Annotated in this window: 21 protein-coding genes; 12 read left to right on the top strand and 9 right to left on the bottom strand. The window is 61.2% G+C overall.

Going from position 1 to position 17,196, the window contains the following annotated elements; all coding sequences use genetic code 11:
* Positions 1-10: 10 nt before the first annotated feature.
* Positions 11-1,525 (bottom strand): choline-sulfatase, encoded by a 1,515-nt coding sequence (gene betC / locus ACZRN6_RS27455; protein WP_464009287.1) that lies wholly within the window; start codon positions 1,523-1,525, stop codon positions 11-13.
* Positions 1,526-1,628: 103 nt separating this feature from the next.
* On the opposite strand from betC, the gene ACZRN6_RS27450 reads away from it, so the two are divergent.
* From ACZRN6_RS27450 to ACZRN6_RS27425, 6 genes are all read left to right on the top strand, one after another.
* Positions 1,629-2,579, top strand: coding sequence for a choline sulfate utilization transcriptional regulator (locus ACZRN6_RS27450; protein ID WP_322142616.1), 951 nt, complete (start codon positions 1,629-1,631; stop codon positions 2,577-2,579).
* Positions 2,580-2,610: 31 nt separating this feature from the next.
* Entirely contained in the window at positions 2,611-2,937 is a 327-nt protein-coding gene (locus ACZRN6_RS27445) for a DOPA 4,5-dioxygenase family protein (protein ID WP_322142617.1), read from the top strand.
* A gap of 102 nt (positions 2,938-3,039) precedes the next feature.
* Positions 3,040-4,008, top strand: coding sequence for a 2-dehydro-3-deoxygalactonokinase (locus tag ACZRN6_RS27440; RefSeq protein WP_464009286.1), 969 nt, complete (start codon positions 3,040-3,042; stop codon positions 4,006-4,008).
* 13 nt (positions 4,009-4,021) lie between these two features.
* A complete protein-coding gene (locus ACZRN6_RS27435) occupies positions 4,022-4,642 on the top strand; it encodes a 2-dehydro-3-deoxy-6-phosphogalactonate aldolase (protein ID WP_322142619.1) in 621 nt (206 codons plus the stop codon).
* 33 nt (positions 4,643-4,675) lie between these two features.
* Positions 4,676-5,824: a galactonate dehydratase gene (gene dgoD, locus ACZRN6_RS27430; protein WP_003213645.1), complete on the top strand. Its 1,149-nt coding sequence runs from the start codon at positions 4,676-4,678 to the stop codon at positions 5,822-5,824.
* 172 nt (positions 5,825-5,996) lie between these two features.
* Positions 5,997-7,301, top strand: coding sequence for an MFS transporter (locus ACZRN6_RS27425; protein ID WP_464009285.1), 1,305 nt, complete (start codon positions 5,997-5,999; stop codon positions 7,299-7,301).
* Between the two features lie 96 nt (positions 7,302-7,397).
* On the opposite strand, the gene ACZRN6_RS27420 is transcribed toward ACZRN6_RS27425, so the two are convergent.
* From ACZRN6_RS27420 to trpB, 3 genes are all read right to left on the bottom strand, one after another.
* Complete coding sequence (locus tag ACZRN6_RS27420) at positions 7,398-7,844, bottom strand: anti-virulence regulator CigR family protein (RefSeq protein ID WP_322142621.1); 447 nt, start codon at positions 7,842-7,844, stop codon at positions 7,398-7,400.
* Between the two features lie 139 nt (positions 7,845-7,983).
* Positions 7,984-8,793, bottom strand: coding sequence for a tryptophan synthase subunit alpha (trpA, locus tag ACZRN6_RS27415; protein ID WP_322142622.1), 810 nt, complete (start codon positions 8,791-8,793; stop codon positions 7,984-7,986).
* Complete coding sequence (gene trpB, locus ACZRN6_RS27410; protein ID WP_322142623.1) at positions 8,794-10,035, bottom strand: tryptophan synthase subunit beta; 1,242 nt, start codon at positions 10,033-10,035, stop codon at positions 8,794-8,796.
* A 109-nt stretch (positions 10,036-10,144) separates the two neighbouring features.
* On the opposite strand from trpB, the gene ACZRN6_RS27405 reads away from it, so the two are divergent.
* Entirely contained in the window at positions 10,145-11,041 is an 897-nt protein-coding gene (locus ACZRN6_RS27405) for a LysR family transcriptional regulator (RefSeq protein WP_464009284.1), read from the top strand.
* Here ACZRN6_RS27405 and ACZRN6_RS27400 read toward each other — a convergent pair.
* Complete coding sequence (locus ACZRN6_RS27400; RefSeq protein WP_032885107.1) at positions 11,038-11,364, bottom strand: ElaB/YgaM/YqjD family protein; 327 nt, start codon at positions 11,362-11,364, stop codon at positions 11,038-11,040. The two genes, ACZRN6_RS27405 and ACZRN6_RS27400, sit on opposite strands and share 4 nt — an antisense overlap.
* 156 nt (positions 11,365-11,520) lie before the next feature.
* Between ACZRN6_RS27400 and ACZRN6_RS27395 the strand changes: the two genes are divergently transcribed.
* Both ACZRN6_RS27395 and ACZRN6_RS27390 read left to right on the top strand, forming a co-directional pair.
* Positions 11,521-11,736 carry a dodecin gene (locus tag ACZRN6_RS27395; protein WP_003187305.1) on the top strand — a complete coding sequence of 72 codons (216 nt, stop codon included), beginning with the start codon at positions 11,521-11,523 and terminating at the stop codon, positions 11,734-11,736.
* A gap of 117 nt (positions 11,737-11,853) precedes the next feature.
* Positions 11,854-12,078, top strand: a complete 225-nt coding sequence (locus ACZRN6_RS27390) for a DUF1161 domain-containing protein (RefSeq protein WP_322142625.1) — start codon at positions 11,854-11,856, stop codon at positions 12,076-12,078.
* A gap of 59 nt (positions 12,079-12,137) precedes the next feature.
* Here the strand turns inward: ACZRN6_RS27390 and ACZRN6_RS27385 are convergent, their stop codons facing one another.
* Positions 12,138-13,139, bottom strand: a complete 1,002-nt coding sequence (locus tag ACZRN6_RS27385) for an LLM class flavin-dependent oxidoreductase (protein WP_322142626.1) — start codon at positions 13,137-13,139, stop codon at positions 12,138-12,140.
* A gap of 216 nt (positions 13,140-13,355) precedes the next feature.
* On the opposite strand from ACZRN6_RS27385, the gene ACZRN6_RS27380 reads away from it, so the two are divergent.
* Positions 13,356-13,787, top strand: a complete 432-nt coding sequence (locus ACZRN6_RS27380; RefSeq protein ID WP_322142627.1) for an OsmC family protein — start codon at positions 13,356-13,358, stop codon at positions 13,785-13,787.
* A 191-nt stretch (positions 13,788-13,978) separates the two neighbouring features.
* Complete coding sequence (locus ACZRN6_RS27375; RefSeq protein ID WP_322142628.1) at positions 13,979-14,218, top strand: DUF1161 domain-containing protein; 240 nt, start codon at positions 13,979-13,981, stop codon at positions 14,216-14,218.
* Here the strand turns inward: ACZRN6_RS27375 and ACZRN6_RS27370 are convergent, their stop codons facing one another.
* Positions 14,219-14,641 (bottom strand): PA0061/PA0062 family lipoprotein, encoded by a 423-nt coding sequence (locus ACZRN6_RS27370; protein ID WP_322142629.1) that lies wholly within the window; start codon positions 14,639-14,641, stop codon positions 14,219-14,221.
* A 142-nt stretch (positions 14,642-14,783) separates the two neighbouring features.
* Here ACZRN6_RS27370 and ACZRN6_RS27365 point away from each other — a divergent pair, with 142 nt between their 5' ends.
* Positions 14,784-15,854: an aminopeptidase gene (locus ACZRN6_RS27365; protein ID WP_464009283.1), complete on the top strand. Its 1,071-nt coding sequence runs from the start codon at positions 14,784-14,786 to the stop codon at positions 15,852-15,854.
* Between the two features lie 117 nt (positions 15,855-15,971).
* Here ACZRN6_RS27365 and ACZRN6_RS27360 read toward each other — a convergent pair whose 3' ends face one another.
* Together ACZRN6_RS27360 and ACZRN6_RS27355 are read right to left on the bottom strand one after the other, a co-directional pair.
* A complete protein-coding gene (locus tag ACZRN6_RS27360) occupies positions 15,972-16,625 on the bottom strand; it encodes an HAD family hydrolase (protein WP_464009282.1) in 654 nt (217 codons plus the stop codon).
* Positions 16,626-16,636: 11 nt separating this feature from the next.
* On the bottom strand, positions 16,637-17,179 hold the full coding sequence (locus tag ACZRN6_RS27355) for a gamma carbonic anhydrase family protein (RefSeq protein ID WP_322142632.1): 543 nt from the start codon (positions 17,177-17,179) through the stop codon (positions 16,637-16,639).
* Positions 17,180-17,196: the final 17 nt, after the last annotated feature.

The raw sequence follows: 17,196 nt of genomic DNA, 5'->3' as shown, positions 1-17,196 counted from the left end.
CCCCTCAGTTTTATTGGTTTTGGCAGGGTTGCGGAAAACGTGCCTTGCGCTCCAGATCGTCGAGGTCGATGTGGTTGCGCATGTATTGCTGACTGGCATCTACCAGCGGCTGGTGGTCCCAGCTCTTCAGCTTGCCCTGGGTCAGCGCCTCGAATACCAGGCGGCGACGGCGTTGGCTGGCGAGTACCTGCTGGTGGATCGCCGGGATGTCCCATTTGGCCCGCGCTTCACTCAAAAACGCCTCGAACAGTGGCCGGTGTTCCGGTGACTGGCTGAGGTCTTCCCGCTCGTGCGGGTCGTTGTGCACATCGAACAATAGGCACGGATCGTCCTCACTGTAGATGAACTTGTAGGCGCCACGGCGGATCATCATCAGCGGGCTGATGGTGCCTTCGGCCATGTATTCGCCGAACACTTCGTCATGCCCGCCCAGCCCTTGCAAGTGCGAAAGCAGCGAGCGGCCGTCCAGCGGCAGGTTGGCGTCGAGCTTGCCACCCGCCAGCTCCACCAATGTCGGCAGCAGGTCGGCGGTGGACACGGCGGCGGTCACGCGGCTGGCGGCAAACTGCCCCGGCGCGCTGATCAGCAGCGGCACCCGGGCGGCCATTTCAAACCAGTGCATTTTGTACCAGAGGCCGCGTTCGCCGAGCATGTCGCCGTGGTCGCCGGAGAAGATGATGATGGTGTCGTCGGCCAGGCCCGTGTCTTCCAGGGTTTGCAGCAGCTTGCCGACGTTGCTGTCGATGTAGCTGCACGCGCCGAAGTAGGCGCGGCGCGCATCGCGGATCTTGTTCACCGGCAGCGGCTTGTCCCACAGGTCATAGACCTTGAGCAGGCGCTGAGAGTGCGGGTCCAGCTCGGCCTGTGGCGGGGTTGCAGGCAACGGGATGTCGTTGTCGTCGTACAGGTCCCAGAACGGCTTGGGAATGGTGTACGGGTCGTGTGGGTGCGTCATCGACACGGTCAGGCAGAACGGCTGGTCGCCGTCTTCGCGAATATGGTCGAACAGGTATTGCTGGGCCTTGAACACCACCTCCTCGTCGAAATCCAGCTGGTTGGTGCGCACGCACGGCCCGGCTTGCAGCACCGATGCCATGTTGTGGTACCAGGTGGGACGTACGTCTGGCTGATCCCAGTTCACTGCCCAGCCATAGTCGGCCGGGTAGATGTCACTGGTCAGGCGTTCTTCATAACCGTGGAGCTGGTCGGGGCCGCAAAAGTGCATCTTGCCCGACAGCGCCGTGCGGTAGCCGAGGCGGCGCAGGTAATGGGCATAGGTCGGCACGTCGGCGGGAAAGTCGGCCGCGTTGTCGTAGGCGCCGATCTTGCTCGGCAACTGGCCGCTGACCAAGGTGAAACGCGATGGCGCACACAGCGGGCTATTGCAATAGGCCGCGTCGAACACTACGCCTTCAGCGGCGAGGCGGCTCAGGTTTGGCAGTTTGATAGGCGAAGAACCGTAGAACGGAAGCATCGGCGCGGCCATTTGATCGGCCATGATGAAAAGAATGTTCTTGCGCTTCATGGTTTCGCGGCATTCCATAGTCGATGTTTATGTGAATGAGCATGCAGGCCATGGAAAACGTGGTAAAGCCCATGAGAAGCAATGTCTAGGATAAGCACAGCTTATGTATGAATCCCTCGGTAGCCTGTCCCTTGACCTGCTGCGTGCGTTTGAGGCGGCGGCGCGCCAACGCAGCTTTACGGCGGCGGCAACGGAGCTGGGCACCACCCAGCCAGCCATCAGCCAGCAGATCAAACGCCTGGAAGAGCAACTGAAGGTGCGCCTGTTTGATCGCATTTACCGTGGCATCGAGTTGACTGATGCTGGCGCCTTGTTGTTCGAGCAGGTGCAGGCCGGCTTGCAGAGCATCAACCAGGGCCTGAGTGCGATTGCCGAGCAGGACCAGCACGAAGTCCTGCAAGTGGCGACGGACTTTGCCTTCGCCGCTTATTGGCTGATGCCACGCCTGCATCGCTTCCATGAAGCCAACCCGCAGGTGGACGTGAGCCTGGTCACCAGTGAACGCAATCACGCGACGTTGCGCAGCGATATCGATGTAGCGGTGCTGTTTGGCGATGGCCGCTTTAAACAGGGCGACAGCCTGTGGCTGTTCAACGAGGAAGTATTCCCGGTGTGCAGCCCGCAGTTGCTTCAGGGCCGCGCCGCGCCGTTGCCGGTGCAGAGCCTGCTGGAGTTCCCGCTTCTGCACCTGCGCCAGCAACACAACAACCAGTGGTTCGACTGGACCGGCGTGTTCCGCGAGCTGGGCATCAGCACCGCGCCCACCCCGGGCCAATTGCGGTTCGATAACTACACGTTGTTGATCCAGGCGGCGATTGCCGGCCAGGGCGTGGCCATCGGCTGGCGTCACCTGGTGGATAACCTGCTGGAGCAGAAGTGGCTGTGCCGGCCGATTGGCGACACGGTCATCTCACGCTTCGGCTATTACGTGGTGCTGCCCCAGCGCAAACGTCGCAGCCAGTTGATCGAACGTTTCGTCGACTGGTTGATGGCCGAGCAGGCCAGCAGCGCACAATCACTGACCGGCCTGGCCCTGCCATCCATTGCGGTCTAGCATTTGCCGATCATTGAGGCCGGAGCCTGTCATGCAACGTATCAAGGGCTACCACGCCCACATCTACTTCAACGCCAGCACAATCGACCAGGCGCGCAAACTCTGCGAAGACGCCGCGCAATTGTTCCCGCTGCGCATGGGCCGCGTTCATGAGCGCCCGGTGGGCCCGCACCCGGACTGGAGCTGCCAACTGGCGTTCGATCCGGAATACATCGGCGTTGTGCTGCCGTGGCTGGCACTCAACCGTAACGGCCTGGTGGTGTTCCTTCACCCCACCACCGGCGATGACCTCAAGGACCACACCGAACATGCGATCTGGATGGGGGCGATGCGCACACTGGATTTGTCGATATTCTAAGTCTGCTTTATCCCTATATGTGGGACTGATATTTATATATTGAGACTTTGCCGGTCTTGGGTTTATATTCGCCTCATCCGCTCAGAACACTCAGGTGAAGCGATGCAGGCGCAATTGATCGCGCTCGATTGGGGAACCAGCTCCCTTCGTGCTTATAAGCTCGGCCCGGCAGGCGTGGTGATTGAACGACGCGCCCTGGCGTCTGGGATCATGCACTTGCCCACCGAACCCCGGGAAATTGCCGGTGTTCGTTGCAGCAACGGCTTTGAGCTGGCATTTGATGCGGCCTGTGGTGACTGGCTCGATGCCCATCCCGGTCTTCCGGTCATTGCCTGTGGCATGGTCGGCAGCGCCCAGGGCTGGAGCGAAGCGGCTTATCGCGACACTCCGGCGGATGTCGCGACCCTCGGCCAGGCGCTGCACGTGGTGCGCAGCCTGCGGGGCGCGGCGGTGCACATCGTTCCCGGGGTGATTCAGCGCGGCGTTCTACCAAATGTGATGCGCGGCGAAGAAACCCAGGTCCTCGGCGTGTTGCAAAGCTTGTCCGGCAATATCGGGCGCGACGTATTGATCGGCCTGCCAGGCAGCCATTCCAAGTGGGTCGAGGTGGTGGAAGGCTGCATCAGCCATTTCGACACCTTCATGACCGGCGAGTTGTTCGCCGTACTCAGCCAACACAGCATTTTGGGCCGCACCCAGCACCCTTCAGAACAGTTCCAGGCGGCAGCTTTTGATCGCGGCGTGCACGTGGCGCTGTCGGCAGAGGGCCGCACGGGCCTGTTGTCGAACTTGTTCAGCGCGCGTTCCCTGGGATTGACCGGCGAGCTGGCGCCTGACGAGCAGCCCGACTATCTGTCTGGCCTGCTGATCGGCCACGAACTATTGGGCCTGCGCACCCGCAAGGATGCCCAGGCGCGCGACATCGTCCTGATCGGCGCAACCCAACTCTGCACCCGCTACCAGCGTGCACTCCAACTCTGCGGCTTCCCCCACGTGACCCTGGCGCAGGAGGCTACCGAACGTGGCCTTTGGCAGCTGGCCATGGCGGCGGGGCTGCTGCCTGCAACCTGACGAGAGGCCCGACATGCTCAAGCAAGCACTGACACACAACGGTTTGATCGCGATCCTGCGCGGCCTGCGACCGGACGAGGCGTTGGCGATCGGCGAAGTGCTGTACCAGGCGGGTTTGCGGGTTATCGAAGTACCGCTCAACTCACCGGACCCCTACGCCAGCATCCGTATCCTGCGCGACAGCCTGCCCGCCGATTGCCTGATCGGCGCCGGCACCGTGCTGACCCCGGAGCAGGTCGATCAGGTCAAGGCGGCCGGCGGCCAGGTGATCGTCATGCCCCACAGCGATGCCAAGGTGCTGCGGGCTGCCAAGGCGGCAGGCCTGTTCCTGTCGCCGGGTGTGGCCACGCCCACTGAAGCGTTTGCCGCGCTGGCCGAAGGCGCCGACGTGCTGAAGCTGTTTCCGGCCGAGCAAATGGGCCCGGCGGTGGTCAAGGCCTGGCTTGCGGTACTGCCCGCAGGCACGGTGTTGCTGCCGGTGGGCGGCATCACCCCGGACAACATGCAGGTATTTTTCGACGCGGGCGTCAAAGGCTTTGGCCTGGGCTCCGGTTTGTTCAAGCCAGGCATGAGCGTCGCCCAGGTGGCGAGCAATGCCCAGGCCTACGTCGCGGCCTGGAATGCCTTGGGCTGATCAGCGTTCTCCATCTACAAGAGAGATAAGAAGATGAAAATCACCAAATTGACCACCTTCATCGTCCCGCCGCGCTGGTGCTTCCTCAAGGTTGAAACCGACCAGGGCGTGACCGGTTGGGGTGAACCTGTGGTGGAGGGCCGCGCCCACACCGTGGCTGCTGCCGTCGAAGAATTGTCCGACTACTTGATCGGCAAAGACCCGCGCAATATCGAAGACATCTGGACCGTGCTCTATCGCGGCGGTTTCTACCGTGGCGGTGCGATCCATATGAGCGCCCTCGCCGGTATCGACCAGGCGCTGTGGGATATCAAGGGCAAGGCGCTCGGTGTGTCGGTCAGCGACCTGCTGGGTGGCCAGGTGCGCGACAAGATCCGCGTGTATTCGTGGATCGGTGGCGACCGCCCGGCAGACACTGCCCGCGCCGCCAAGGAAGCCGTGGCCCGTGGCTTTACCGCGGTCAAAATGAACGGCACTGAAGAGCTGCAATTTCTCGACAGCTTCGAAAAAGTCGACCAGGCCCTGGCCAACGTCGCCGCCGTGCGTGATGCGGTCGGCCCCAACGTCGGCATCGGCGTCGACTTCCATGGCCGGGTGCACAAGCCCATGGCCAAGGTGCTGATGAAGGAACTCGACCCCTACAAACTGATGTTCATCGAAGAGCCGGTGCTCAGCGAAAACTACGAAGCACTGAAAGAGCTGGCGCCGCTGACCAGCACCCCGATTGCCCTCGGCGAGCGGCTGTTCTCGCGCTGGGACTTCAAGCGCGTGCTCAGTGAAGGCTACGTCGACATCATCCAGCCGGATGCCTCTCACGCTGGCGGGATCACCGAAACCCGCAAGATCGCCAACATGGCCGAAGCCTACGATGTGGCCTTGGCCCTGCACTGCCCGCTCGGCCCGATTGCTCTGGCGGCGTGCCTGCAGCTGGATGCGGTTTGCTACAACGCGTTCATCCAGGAGCAAAGCCTGGGCATCCACTACAACGAGAGCAATGACCTGCTGGACTACGTGCGCGACCCGGGCGTTTTCGACTATGACCAAGGCTTCGTGAAGATCCCCAATGGGCCAGGCCTGGGCATCGAGATCAACGAGGAATACGTGATAGAGCGCGCGGCCATCGGCCATCGCTGGCGCAACCCGATCTGGCGCCATGCCGATGGCAGTTTTGCGGAGTGGTGATTTCCTCCTGAAGAAACACCGTCAGTGTGGGAGCTGGCTTGCCTGCGATAGCGGTGAGTCAGCTTGCATCTGCGGCGCTGACACTCCGCTATCGCAGGCAAGCCAGCTCCCACAGGTATCGCGTTTCGTCAGTAAGACCTGTCCTCAATAATCATAAGAAGAGGCAACCTCCATGCAATCCGAGTCCTTCACCGGGCAGGCTTCTTTAGTCACGCCCAGCCGAAAGCGCTACTTCATCATGGTGCTGCTGTTCATCACAGTGGTGATCAACTACCTGGACCGCAGCAACCTGTCGATTGCCGCCCCGGCCCTGACCAGCGAGCTGGGGATCGACCCGGTGCATGTCGGGCTGATCTTCTCCGCCTTCGGCTGGACCTACGCCGCCATGCAAATCCCCGGTGGCTGGCTGGTGGACCGGGTGCCGCCGCGCATTCTCTACAGCGTTGCCCTGCTGCTGTGGTCGGTGGCCACGGTGATGCTCGGTTTTGCCGCCAGTTTCATCGCGCTGTTCGTGTTGCGCATGGCGGTGGGCGCCCTGGAGGCGCCGGCCTACCCGATCAACAGCCGCGTGGTCACCACCTGGTTTCCCGAGCGTGAGCGGGCCACGGCGATTGGTGTCTACACCTCCGGGCAGTTTGTCGGGCTGGCGTTTCTCACGCCGGTATTGGCGTGGCTGCAGCACGCGTTTGGCTGGCACATGGTGTTTGTCGCCACCGGCGGCGTGGGCATTGTGTGGGCGTTGATCTGGTACGCGGTGTACCGCGAGCCACGGGATTTCAAGGGCGCCAATGCAGCAGAAATCGAGCTGATCTGCGAAGGCGGCGGGCTGGTGGATATCCAGGCGCAGGCAGCCAAGGCGCCGTTCAGTTGGGTCGACCTCGGTATCGTGTTGAGCAAGCGCAAACTGTGGGGGATTTACCTGGGGCAGTTCTGCCTGAACTCCACGCTGTGGTTTTTCCTGACGTGGTTCCCGACCTACCTGGTGAAATACCGCGGAATGGACTTCATCAAGTCCGGCCTGTTGGCGTCGCTGCCGTTTCTGGCGGCGTTTGTCGGGGTGCTGTGCTCGGGGTTGTTTTCCGATTGGCTGATTCGCCGGGGTACGTCGGTGGGGTTTGCGCGCAAGTTGCCGATCATTGGCGGGTTGTTGATCTCCACGGCGATCATTGGCGCCAACTTTGTTGACTCCACAGCGTGGGTTATTGGGTTTCTGGCGGTGGCTTTTTTTGGCAATGGCCTGGCGTCGATCACCTGGTCATTGGTGTCGACCCTGGCGCCGGCAAGGCTGCTGGGGTTGACGGGTGGGGTGTTCAATTTCATCGGCAATCTGTCGGCGATTACCACGCCGATCGTGATTGGCTTTCTGGCCACTGGCGATTCGTTTGCACCGGCAATTACGTATATCGCGGTGCTGGCGTTGCTGGGGGCGCTTTCGTACATCTTGCTGGTGGGCAAGGTCGAGCGCATCGAACTTTAGAGGACTGATAAGTATCTGTGGCGAGGGGGCTTGCTGTGGTGAGGGAGCAAGCTCCCTCACCACAGCAAGCCCCCTCGCCACAAAAGCAGTCCGGCTCTAGTACAGCGCGCCATCCAGAATCTGATAGACGATGCTGGTACCCACCGCGATCAGCACAATGTCCCCGCCCGAGCGACGCCATTCGTAGCCTGGGTATTGCGGCAGATGGCCCAACGCTCGAGGGTCCAGACGCTCGCCGTAGTAGTTCGGTGGCAGGCGCTGGCCGCGTTCCAGGTGGATGCCGGGAGGTGGTGGTGCGCCACGGCGGAAGTCGCCATGGTTATCGCGAATCACCTGCCGCACCGGGCCGAAGTCCTGAGGAGGCCCGCCACGATGGTTGTCCTGCGGCCCGCGATGGTCATCGCCACGGTGATCGTTTTGTTGGCCCTGGGGGCCGCCACGCTCAGGCCCGCCGCCTTGGTCGTACGGCGCGGCTTGCACCAGGGCGCTGGCGCCAAGTAACAGCACACCGATACTGGCTATCACACGCTTTGGCATCTTCATCAGGGGTTTCCTCAACTGCACAAACAACAAAAAGGGATTTCGAACCGCGTTCGAAATCCCTTGGTCTTGTTAGCTTAGGTGCTGAGTTGCCAGCATGATTCCTCTGTATCAGGAACTTTACCTACCGCTTACGAGCCGCTTACTTACGGGCGTTGCGCACACCTTCCGACAGCGCCGAGCACAGGGTCAATACACCGTCGATGGCCTGCTGATCGTTGCTGGCATTGGCGATGTGGTCGATCAGTGCCGAACCCACCACCACACCGTCTGCCAGGCGGGCAATTGCAGCCGCTTGTTCTGGGGTACGGATGCCAAACCCGATGCTGATCGGCAGGTCGGTATGGCGACGCAGGCGGGTCACGGCTTCTTCGACGTGTTCCAGGGTCGCGGCGCCGGCGCCGGTCACGCCGGCCACCGACACGTAGTACACAAACCCGGAGCTGCCGTTGAGCACGGTCGGCAGGCGCACGTCGTCGGTGGTCGGCGTGGTCAGGCGGATAAAGTCGATACCGGCAGCCTGGGCCGGGTCGCACAGCTCGCCGTTATGCTCGGGTGGCATGTCGACCACGATCAGGCCGTCGACGCCGGCTTCTTTCGCGTCGCTGATAAAGCGCGGCACGCCGTACATGTGGATCGGGTTGAAGTAGCCCATCAGTACCAGCGGCGTGTCGCTGTTGTCCTTGCGGAACTCGCTGACCATTTGCAGGGTTTTCGTGAGGTTCTGCTTGGCGGTCAGTGCGCGGATGTTGGCCAGCTGAATCGCCGGGCCGTCGGCCATCGGGTCGGTGAACGGCATGCCCAGCTCGATCACATCGGCGCCGGCCGCCGGCAACCCTTTGAGGATCGCCAGCGAGGTGTCATACCCCGGGTCGCCGGCGGTGACGAAGGTCACCAGGGCGGCGCGGTTTTGTTCTTTCAGTTGTGCAAAACGTGTTTGCAGGCGGCTCATTTAGTGTTTCTCCTGCTGGGATGGCTCTTGTGAAGAGTGTTCCATGTGGTGCATCACGGTTTGCATGTCTTTGTCGCCACGGCCGGAGAGGTTGACCACCATCAGGTGATCCTTCGGCAAGGTCGGTGCGCGCTTGAATACTTCGGCCAGGGCGTGGGCGCTTTCCAGTGCAGGAATAATCCCTTCCAGGCGGCAGCATTTGTGGAAGGCGTCGAGGGCTTCGTTGTCGGTCACCGAGGTGTACTGGACGCGGCCGATGTCGTGCAACCAGGCGTGTTCAGGGCCGATGCCCGGGTAGTCGAGGCCGGCGGAAATCGAGTGGGCGTCGATGATCTGGCCATCGTCGTCCTGCAACAGGAAGGTACGGTTGCCGTGCAGTACACCCGGTACGCCGCCGTTGAGGCTGGCCGCGTGCTTGCCGGTTTCGATGCCGTAGCCGGCTGCTTCAACGCCGATGATTTCGACGCTGGTGTCATCCAGGAACGGGTGGAACAGGCCCATGGCGTTGGAGCCACCGCCGATGCAGGCCACCAGGCTGTCGGGCAGGCGGCCTTCCTGGGCTTGCAGTTGGGTACGGGTTTCCTTGCCGATCACGGCCTGGAAGTCGCGGACCATCGCCGGGTACGGGTGCGGGCCGGCCACGGTGCCGATCAGGTAGAAGGTGCTGTCGACGTTGGTGACCCAGTCACGCAGGGCTTCGTTCATCGCGTCTTTCAGGGTGCCGGTGCCGGCCACCACCGGGATCACTTCGGCGCCCAGCAGCTTCATGCGGAACACGTTGGCCTGCTGGCGCTCGATGTCGGTGGTGCCCATGTAGATCACACAATCCAGGCCAAAACGCGCGGCGACGGTGGCAGTGGCCACACCGTGCATGCCGGCGCCGGTCTCGGCGATGATGCGTTTTTTGCCCATGCGCCGCGCCAGCAGGATCTGGCCGATGCAGTTGTTGATCTTGTGGGCGCCGGTGTGGTTCAGCTCTTCGCGCTTGAGGTAGATCTTGGCGCCGCCGCAGAATTCGGTCAGGCGTTCGGCGAAATACAGCGGGCTTGGACGCCCGACATAGTCGCGCTGGAAGTAGGCCAGTTCTTCGTTGAAGGCCGGATCGATCTTGGCCGCTTCATATTCGCGCGCCAGGTCAAGGATCAACGGCATCAAGGTTTCTGCCACGTAGCGGCCGCCGAACGAACCAAACAGGCCATTGGCGTCTGGGCCGTTGCGTAAATCGGTCTGGGTCTGAGTCATGGGACGCTCCAGCTAGAAAATAGGTATGAGGCAATGACGGTCACTCTACCCCTGACGCTTCCACGTGAAAACCGATAAGATCGCCACAACCTGTCAGGAAAACTCACAGATGAGCCGAGACCTTCCCCCGCTGAATGCCCTGCGCGCTTTCGAGGCGACTGCACGCCTGAACAGTGTAAGCCAGGCCGCTGAACAACTTCACGTGACCCATGGCGCGGTCAGCCGCCAGCTGAAGGTGTTGGAAGAACACCTGGGTGTGAGCCTGTTCATCAAGGATGGGCGCGGCCTCAAACTCACAGATGCCGGCACCCGTCTGCGGGACGCGAGTTTCGAGGCCTTCGAGCGTTTAAGGGACACCTGCGCCGAACTCACACAAAACAGTGCGGATGCCCCGTTCGTGCTCGGCTGCTCCGGCAGTTTGCTGGCGCGCTGGTTTATTCCGCGCCTTGGCCGTCTGAATGCGGAGCTTCCGGATCTGCGCCTGCACCTGTCGGCCGGCGAAGGCGACCTGGACCCGCGTCGCCCCGGGTTGGATGCGCTGCTGGTGTTCGCCGAACCGCCGTGGCCGGCAGATATGCAGGTGTACGAATTGGCCAGCGAACGCATTGGCCCGGTGATGAGCCCGCGCTTCGCCCATTACGAGCGGTTGCGCCAGGCGCCTGCCGAGGCGTTGCGCGATGAAGCCCTCTTGCACACCACCTCACGCCCTCAAGCCTGGCCCAGTTGGGCGCAGCACCACGGGATCGACGCTGGCGCGTTGAAGTACGGTCAGGGTTTCGAGCATTTGTATTATTTGCTGGAAGCGGCGGTAGCCGGGCTGGGGGTGGCGATTGCGCCTGAGCCGCTGGTAGCAGAGGACCTGCGAGCGGGCCGCCTGGTTGCGCCGTGGGGTTTTGGTGAAACCCCGGCGCAACTGGCGTTGTGGCTACCCAAGCGCGCCGCAGATGGGCGCGCCGGGCAACTGGCGCAGTGGCTCAAGGCTGAACTTGCGCGCCAGGTGGTTTAGTCGCCGCGTTTGCACAGCAGGTAAGCCGCCAGCAGGCCCAGCGCACCGACGGCTACGCCAGCGGTAGTCCACGGGTGTTCTTGGGCGTAGTCCCGTGTTGCAACACTGGTTTCGCGGATTTTGACTTTGCTTTCTTCGTAAGCATCGCTGATCAGGTGGCGGGAATGCTTGAGGGCATTCTCGGCATTGCTTTTCAGGGCCTTCAAGGTTTTGCGCGACTCGTCAGAGGCATCGTCCTTGAGGCTTTCCAAAGATTTGAGCAGGCTCGAAATCTCGGCTTCCATGCTTTCCAATGACGCTTTGCGTAAAGAGGTGTTGGCCATGTGGGCTCTCCTGGAGTGATTGAGTGGCGTGTGTTGTTTCCGACTGCGGCGGTTTCAGAAAGTGCAGTAAATCTGAACTTTCCGGTGGGAATGGTCGCCAGAAGCAGTACGAGAATTCACTGCTAGTCTTGATTAACGACCCCAGGAGAAAACCTTATGAGTGATCATCACACCTACAAGAAAGTCGAACTGGTGGGCTCTTCCGCGACCAGCATCGAGGACGCCATCAACAATGCCCTTGCAGAAGCCAACAAGAGCATCAAGCACTTGGAATGGTTTGAGGTGACCGAAACCCGTGGCCATATCAAAGACGGCAAGGCCGCGCATTTCCAGGTCACCCTCAAGGTGGGGTTCCGTATTGCCAGTAGTTGATACCGCCGGTTGAACTTGCGCGCTGGCCGATTGCCATAAACTCCGCTACAACCTTTAGGCACGTCGACGTGACGAGCGGCGATGTGCTTCCTTTCGATCAACCCAAGGAAGTGACGGATGAAGAACTTTTTGTTGGCGGTAGGTTTGTTGAGCATTGCAGGCACAGCCCTGGCGGCGGGCAAGCCTTGTGACGAGCTGAAAAGCGAGATTGCGGCGAAACTGGATGCCAAGGGTGTTGCGCATTATTCGCTGGACGTTGTGGATAAAGGAGCTGCCAGCGATAGCAAGGTAGTGGGTAGCTGCGAAGGCGGCACCAAGGAAATCGTCTACAAGCGCGGGTGATCCCGTGTTGCAGACGTAAAAAACCGACGCGAGTGCGTCGGTTTTTTTATGCCTGCAGTTCAGCCCTTCATGACTTGCGACAGCAGTTCGTAGGAATGAATCCGGTCGGCGTGCTCGTACAAATCACAGGTAAAGATCAGCTCATCAGCGCCGGTTTGCTCTACCAGCACCTCCAGCTTGGCGCGGATCTTCTGCGGGCTGCCCACCATGGCCAGGCCAAGGAAACTGCCTACAGCGTCTTTTTCATGGGGCAGCCACAGGCCCTCCATGGTCTTCACCGGTGGGCGCTGCACCAAGCTTTGCCCACGCATCAACGCGAGGATCCTCTGGTACACCGAGGTGGCCAGGTAATCGGCTTGCTCGTCAGTGTCGGCGGCTACCAGCGGTATGCCGAGCATCACGTAGGGTTTGTCCAGCACGGCCGAAGGCTTGAAGTGGTTACGGTAGACGCGAATCGCTTCATGCATCAGGCGCGGTGCGAAGTGTGAAGCAAAGGCGTAAGGCAAACCGCGTTCGCCCGCAAGCTGTGCACTGAACAGGCTCGAACCCAGCAGCCACACCGGCACGTTGGTGCCGGTGCCGGGTACGGCAATCACGCGTTGGTCCGGGGTACGCGGGCCCAGGTAGGCCATCAGTTCGGCTACGTCTTGCGGGAAGTCGTCGGCGCTGCCGGAACGTTCACGGCGCAGGGCGCGGGCGGTCATCTGGTCGGAGCCCGGCGCGCGGCCAAGGCCCAGGTCAATGCGGCCCGGGTACAGGCTTTCCAGGGTGCCGAACTGCTCGGCGATCACCAGTGGCGCGTGGTTGGGCAGCATCACGCCACCGGAACCGACGCGAATGGTCGAGGTGCCGCCGGCCAGGTAACCCAGCAAAACCGAGGTCGCGGAGCTGGCGATGCCGTCCATATTGTGGTGTTCGGCGACCCAGAAGCGGTTGTAGCCGAGCTTTTCCACGTGCTGGGCCAGGTCCAGGGAATTGCGCAGCGACTGCGCCGGACTGCCGTTGGCCCGCACGGGCACCAGGTCGAGGGTCGAGAATTTTACGTCGGACAGCGGTTTCATAAGCCTGCTTCTCCAAGGGGGCCGCAGGTTTTATGTCGAGCCAAAACCTGCCGCTTCATGTGCATGTCTATGCAATGAGGGCATATACCCGAGATTCAATAGCTGAGGTGAATTTGCCTACCTTTAAAACGGTTTAGTCCGACGAGGTGAACTTTGCCAGCGCTTCTATCCTCAGAACCCTTACTGACGGAAAACCACAGGCACGAGGAGATTGATATGAGTATCAAGAAGAAAGCATCGGCGCATTGGGAAGGTGATCTGAAAACCGGCATCGGTTCCATTTCCACGGAAACCGGCGTGTTGCGCGAAGCGCCCTACGGCTTTAAAGCCCGTTTCGAAGGGGGCAAGGGCACCAACCCTGAAGAGTTGATTGGCGCGGCCCATGCCGGTTGTTTCTCCATGGCCTTTTCCATGATTCTCGGCGACGCCGGGCTCAAGGCCGACAGCATCGACACCCAGGCCGAAGTGACCCTGGACCAGGTAGAAGGGGGCTTTGCGATTACTGCCGTGCACCTGATCCTCAAGGCGAAGATCCCGGGCGCCAGCCAGGCGCAGTTTGATGAACTGAGCAAAAAGGCCAAGGAAGGATGCCCGGTGTCCAAGGTGTTGAATGCAACCATCACCCTGGATGGCACCCTCGTAAGCTAACCAGGCACCCTGCTTCTTGTAGGAGCGAGCTTGCGTGCGAAAAACCTGAGGGCGCCGCGTTTATCCAGGATAAACGCGTCATCGTTAACGTTCTTCGCGAGCAAGCTCGCTCCTACGCGTTCAGGTGTGGTCGAATAGCCGATTGCAGACTTAGCGCACACCCGTGCGCATGCATTCAGGGAGCTTCACTGATGAAACGTTTGGTTTTAGCGGTTATCTGCGGTGCACTGGCCACATCGGCCCTGGCCGCGCCGAAAGACTGTGAAGAGCTCAGGAAAGAGATTGAGATCAAGATCCAGGCGAATGCCGTTCCGTCCTACACCCTCGAAGTCGTCAGCAAGGAAGAAGCTGACAAGCACGACAGCGCCATGGTTGTCGGCAGCTGTGAGAACGGCACCAAGGCTATCGTCTACCAGAAGAACAACGACTGATCAGATGCAGTTGACGCTACGTTCTTCAGCCAGCAACTGACCCGCTTTGTTGTACAACCGGATATTCGGGTTGTAGCCCAGTGACCGCCCTTCCAGGCGATAGCGCTGGCCTGCCTCGAATCGGTCGTATTGCAGGGTCATGAAACAGGTTCGGTCGGTGGTTTGGCCAAACCCGCCAAAGCTGCCGCCGGTAGGCACCTCGAAATCAAAACGCACCATCAGTTCATGCTTGCCAGGCGGCACCTGGAAGAAGCGCCCGTCGTTCAGGTTCTTTCCGTCCAGGCGTTGCGCCATAACCAGCTTGGCGCCGGGCGTTGGGGTGGCGAAGTCGACCCAGGCTTGCTGCGGATCAACGGCCGGTAGCGGCGTCGACGCGCAGGCGCTGAGAAAAATCGCGGCGACGGGAAGCAGTAGCTGACGCATGTTAAGCACTCAAGGCTAGGAATGGTTGTTTGAGCGGCTGCGTTCGACAGCAGGCTCCCTGTGAGTATAAACACGCCACGCCATGGAAAAATTCCCCACAGGCGAGATAGTCTGGCGGGATGGTTACCGGTGAGAGGTTTTAATGGTCAGGCGTTTACTTCCCGGGTTGATGTTGCTGGTGCTCAGTGGCTGTTCCAGCGTCAGTTATTACAGCCAACTGGCCGACGGCCAATGGCAATTGCTGCGGGCCCGGGAGCCGGTTTCCGAGGTCATCGCCGACCCGTCCCGCTCGCAGCTCCTGCGTGACCACTTGGCGCAGTCGCAGAAAGCCCGCGCGTTCGCGAGCGAACACCTGCACCTGCCGGATAACCAGAGTTACCGCCTGTATGCCGATATCGGCCGTCCTTATGTAGTTTGGAACGTCTTCGCCACGCCGGAATTTTCCCTGTCGCCGCAAACCCACTGCTTCCCGATTGCCGGTTGCGTGGCCTATCGCGGGTATTACAACCAGGGCGCGGCGCGTGGCCAGGCAGCGTTGTTGAAGCAGCAAGGCATGGACGTGTCGATTGGTGGCGTCGAGGCTTATTCCACCCTGGGCTGGTTCAACGACCCGATCATGAGTTCGATGATGAGCTGGGGCGATGAGCGCCTGGCCACGCTGATTTTTCATGAGTTGGCGCACCAGCGCTTTTATGTGAAGGACGACACTGAGTTCAACGAGTCGTACGCCACCTTTGTCGAGCAAGAAGGCAGCCGGCAATGGCGCGCCGCCCAGGGCGTGCCGCCTGTGAGCGAGGCTGCGTTGAAACAGCGCGACCAGTTCACCCGGCTGGTGCTCGACACCCGCAAGCGCCTTGAGCAGTTGTATACGCAGCCGCAGCCGCAGCCGCTGGCGCCAGATGCCATGCGCCAGGCCAAGGCGGCTGAATTCGAACGCTTGCGCAGTGACTACCGGCAAATGCGCGATAGCCAGTGGGGCGGCGACAAGCGCTATGACGCCTGGATGAACTTGCCGATGAACAACGCAAGGCTGTTGCCGTTTGGCCTGTATGACCAGTGGGTGCCGGCGTTTGCCGCGTTGTTCCGGGAGGAAGGCGGGGATTGGCTGAAGTTTTTTGCGGCGGTGGAGACGCTGGGCGGGTTGCCGGCGGATCAGCGCAAGGCGGCACTCAGAACACTGGAAGCCCCGTCCCCGTCCCCGTCCCCGCCGTAGCAGCTGTCGAGCCCCAGCGAGGCTGCGTAGGCCGCACCGCAGCTCTCAAACCAAGCTTGGGACCGAGTCGCACCCGACGCAGCCTCGCTGGGGCTCGACAGCTGCTACGGGATTGTTTTATGGCCGCTGCAGGAAGGCCCGATGCATCTGCGCCAATGTTTCGAAATGCCAGGTCGGCGCTTCGGCACTCAGCTCCTCATGGCTGCCAAACCCGTAACCCACCGCCGCGCAGTCCAGCCCGTTGCTGCGGGCCCCGATCAGGTCGTGCTTGCGGTCGCCAATCATCAAGGTGCTGGCCGGGTCCAGGCCTTCTTCGGCCATCAGGTGGGCGATCAGCTCGACCTTGTGGGTGCGGGTGCCGTCCAGCTCGCTGCCGTAGATCAGCTTGAAGTGCCGGGCGAAATCAAAGTGCCGGGCGATCTCCCGGGCAAATACCCACGGCTTGGACGTGGCCACATACAGCTGGCGGCCCTGGCCATTCAGCTGCTCAAGCAGCGGTATCACGCCGTCGAACACGCGGTTTTCGTACAGGCCGGTGACCTTGAAACGCTCACGGTAAAAATTCACTGCCTCCCAGGCCTTCGCCTCGTCGAAGCCATAAAACTGCATGAACGCCTGCAGCAGCGGTGGGCCGATGAAGTGCTCAAGTTTGGTCAGGTCCGGTTCATCGATCCCCAGTTTGGCAAGGGCGTACTGGATCGAGCGCGTGATGCCTTCGCGCGGGTCGGTGAGGGTGCCATCGAGGTCGAACAAAACGGTTTGGTAATGCATGGGTGTCCTTGTCATTGGTCGAAGCCTTCGGCCAGGTGCAGGTCTTTGAGCTTCACGTAGTTCGCGGCGCTGTAGGTGAAAAACGCCCGTTCCTTGTCAGTCAGCGCGCGGACTTGTTTAACCGGGCTGCCGACATACAAAAAACCACTCTCGAGTTTCTTGCCCGGCGGCACCAGGCTGCCGGCGCCGATGATCACGTCGTCTTCCACCACGGCGCCGTCCATCACAATGCTGCCCATGCCGATCAGAATCCGGCTGCCCACCGTGCAGCCATGCAGCATGACCTTGTGGGCAATGGTCACATCGTCGCCGATCAGCAGCGGGAAACCATCAGGATTGAAGGGCCCTGCGTGAGTAATGTGCAGCACGCAGCCGTCTTGCACGCTGGTACGGGCACCGATGCGGATGCGGTGCATGTCGCCGCGGATCACCGTCAGCGGCCATACCGAACTGTCGGCGCCAATTTCGACGTCGCCGATCACCACCGCCGATGCATCGACGAAAGCCCCGGCGGCCAAGGCCGGCGTGTGATTCTGGTAGGTGCGAAGGGTCACGATAGGCTCTCTCTCTT

This window comes from Pseudomonas sp. A125 (genome assembly GCF_055409485.1).
This window is presented reverse-complemented; position numbering and strand designations above follow the sequence as displayed.

Coding starts and splice junctions, on each gene's coding strand:
- ACZRN6_RS27440 (WP_464009286.1), top strand. CDS start 3,040: ATGCAGGCGCAATTGATCGCGCTCGATTGGGGAACCAGCTCCCTTCGT.
- ACZRN6_RS27385 (WP_322142626.1), bottom strand. CDS start 13,139: ATGAAACCGCTGTCCGACGTAAAATTCTCGACCCTCGACCTGGTGCCC.
- ACZRN6_RS27365 (WP_464009283.1), top strand. CDS start 14,784: ATGGTCAGGCGTTTACTTCCCGGGTTGATGTTGCTGGTGCTCAGTGGC.
- trpB (WP_322142623.1), bottom strand. CDS start 10,035: ATGACTCAGACCCAGACCGATTTACGCAACGGCCCAGACGCCAATGGC.
- ACZRN6_RS27450 (WP_322142616.1), top strand. CDS start 1,629: ATGTATGAATCCCTCGGTAGCCTGTCCCTTGACCTGCTGCGTGCGTTT.
- dgoD (WP_003213645.1), top strand. CDS start 4,676: ATGAAAATCACCAAATTGACCACCTTCATCGTCCCGCCGCGCTGGTGC.
- ACZRN6_RS27425 (WP_464009285.1), top strand. CDS start 5,997: ATGCAATCCGAGTCCTTCACCGGGCAGGCTTCTTTAGTCACGCCCAGC.
- ACZRN6_RS27395 (WP_003187305.1), top strand. CDS start 11,521: ATGAGTGATCATCACACCTACAAGAAAGTCGAACTGGTGGGCTCTTCC.
- ACZRN6_RS27390 (WP_322142625.1), top strand. CDS start 11,854: ATGAAGAACTTTTTGTTGGCGGTAGGTTTGTTGAGCATTGCAGGCACA.
- trpA (WP_322142622.1), bottom strand. CDS start 8,793: ATGAGCCGCCTGCAAACACGTTTTGCACAACTGAAAGAACAAAACCGC.
- ACZRN6_RS27435 (WP_322142619.1), top strand. CDS start 4,022: ATGCTCAAGCAAGCACTGACACACAACGGTTTGATCGCGATCCTGCGC.
- ACZRN6_RS27360 (WP_464009282.1), bottom strand. CDS start 16,625: ATGCATTACCAAACCGTTTTGTTCGACCTCGATGGCACCCTCACCGAC.
- ACZRN6_RS27375 (WP_322142628.1), top strand. CDS start 13,979: ATGAAACGTTTGGTTTTAGCGGTTATCTGCGGTGCACTGGCCACATCG.
- ACZRN6_RS27420 (WP_322142621.1), bottom strand. CDS start 7,844: ATGAAGATGCCAAAGCGTGTGATAGCCAGTATCGGTGTGCTGTTACTT.
- ACZRN6_RS27380 (WP_322142627.1), top strand. CDS start 13,356: ATGAGTATCAAGAAGAAAGCATCGGCGCATTGGGAAGGTGATCTGAAA.
- ACZRN6_RS27445 (WP_322142617.1), top strand. CDS start 2,611: ATGCAACGTATCAAGGGCTACCACGCCCACATCTACTTCAACGCCAGC.
- ACZRN6_RS27405 (WP_464009284.1), top strand. CDS start 10,145: ATGAGCCGAGACCTTCCCCCGCTGAATGCCCTGCGCGCTTTCGAGGCG.
- betC (WP_464009287.1), bottom strand. CDS start 1,525: ATGAAGCGCAAGAACATTCTTTTCATCATGGCCGATCAAATGGCCGCG.
- ACZRN6_RS27370 (WP_322142629.1), bottom strand. CDS start 14,641: ATGCGTCAGCTACTGCTTCCCGTCGCCGCGATTTTTCTCAGCGCCTGC.
- ACZRN6_RS27400 (WP_032885107.1), bottom strand. CDS start 11,364: ATGGCCAACACCTCTTTACGCAAAGCGTCATTGGAAAGCATGGAAGCC.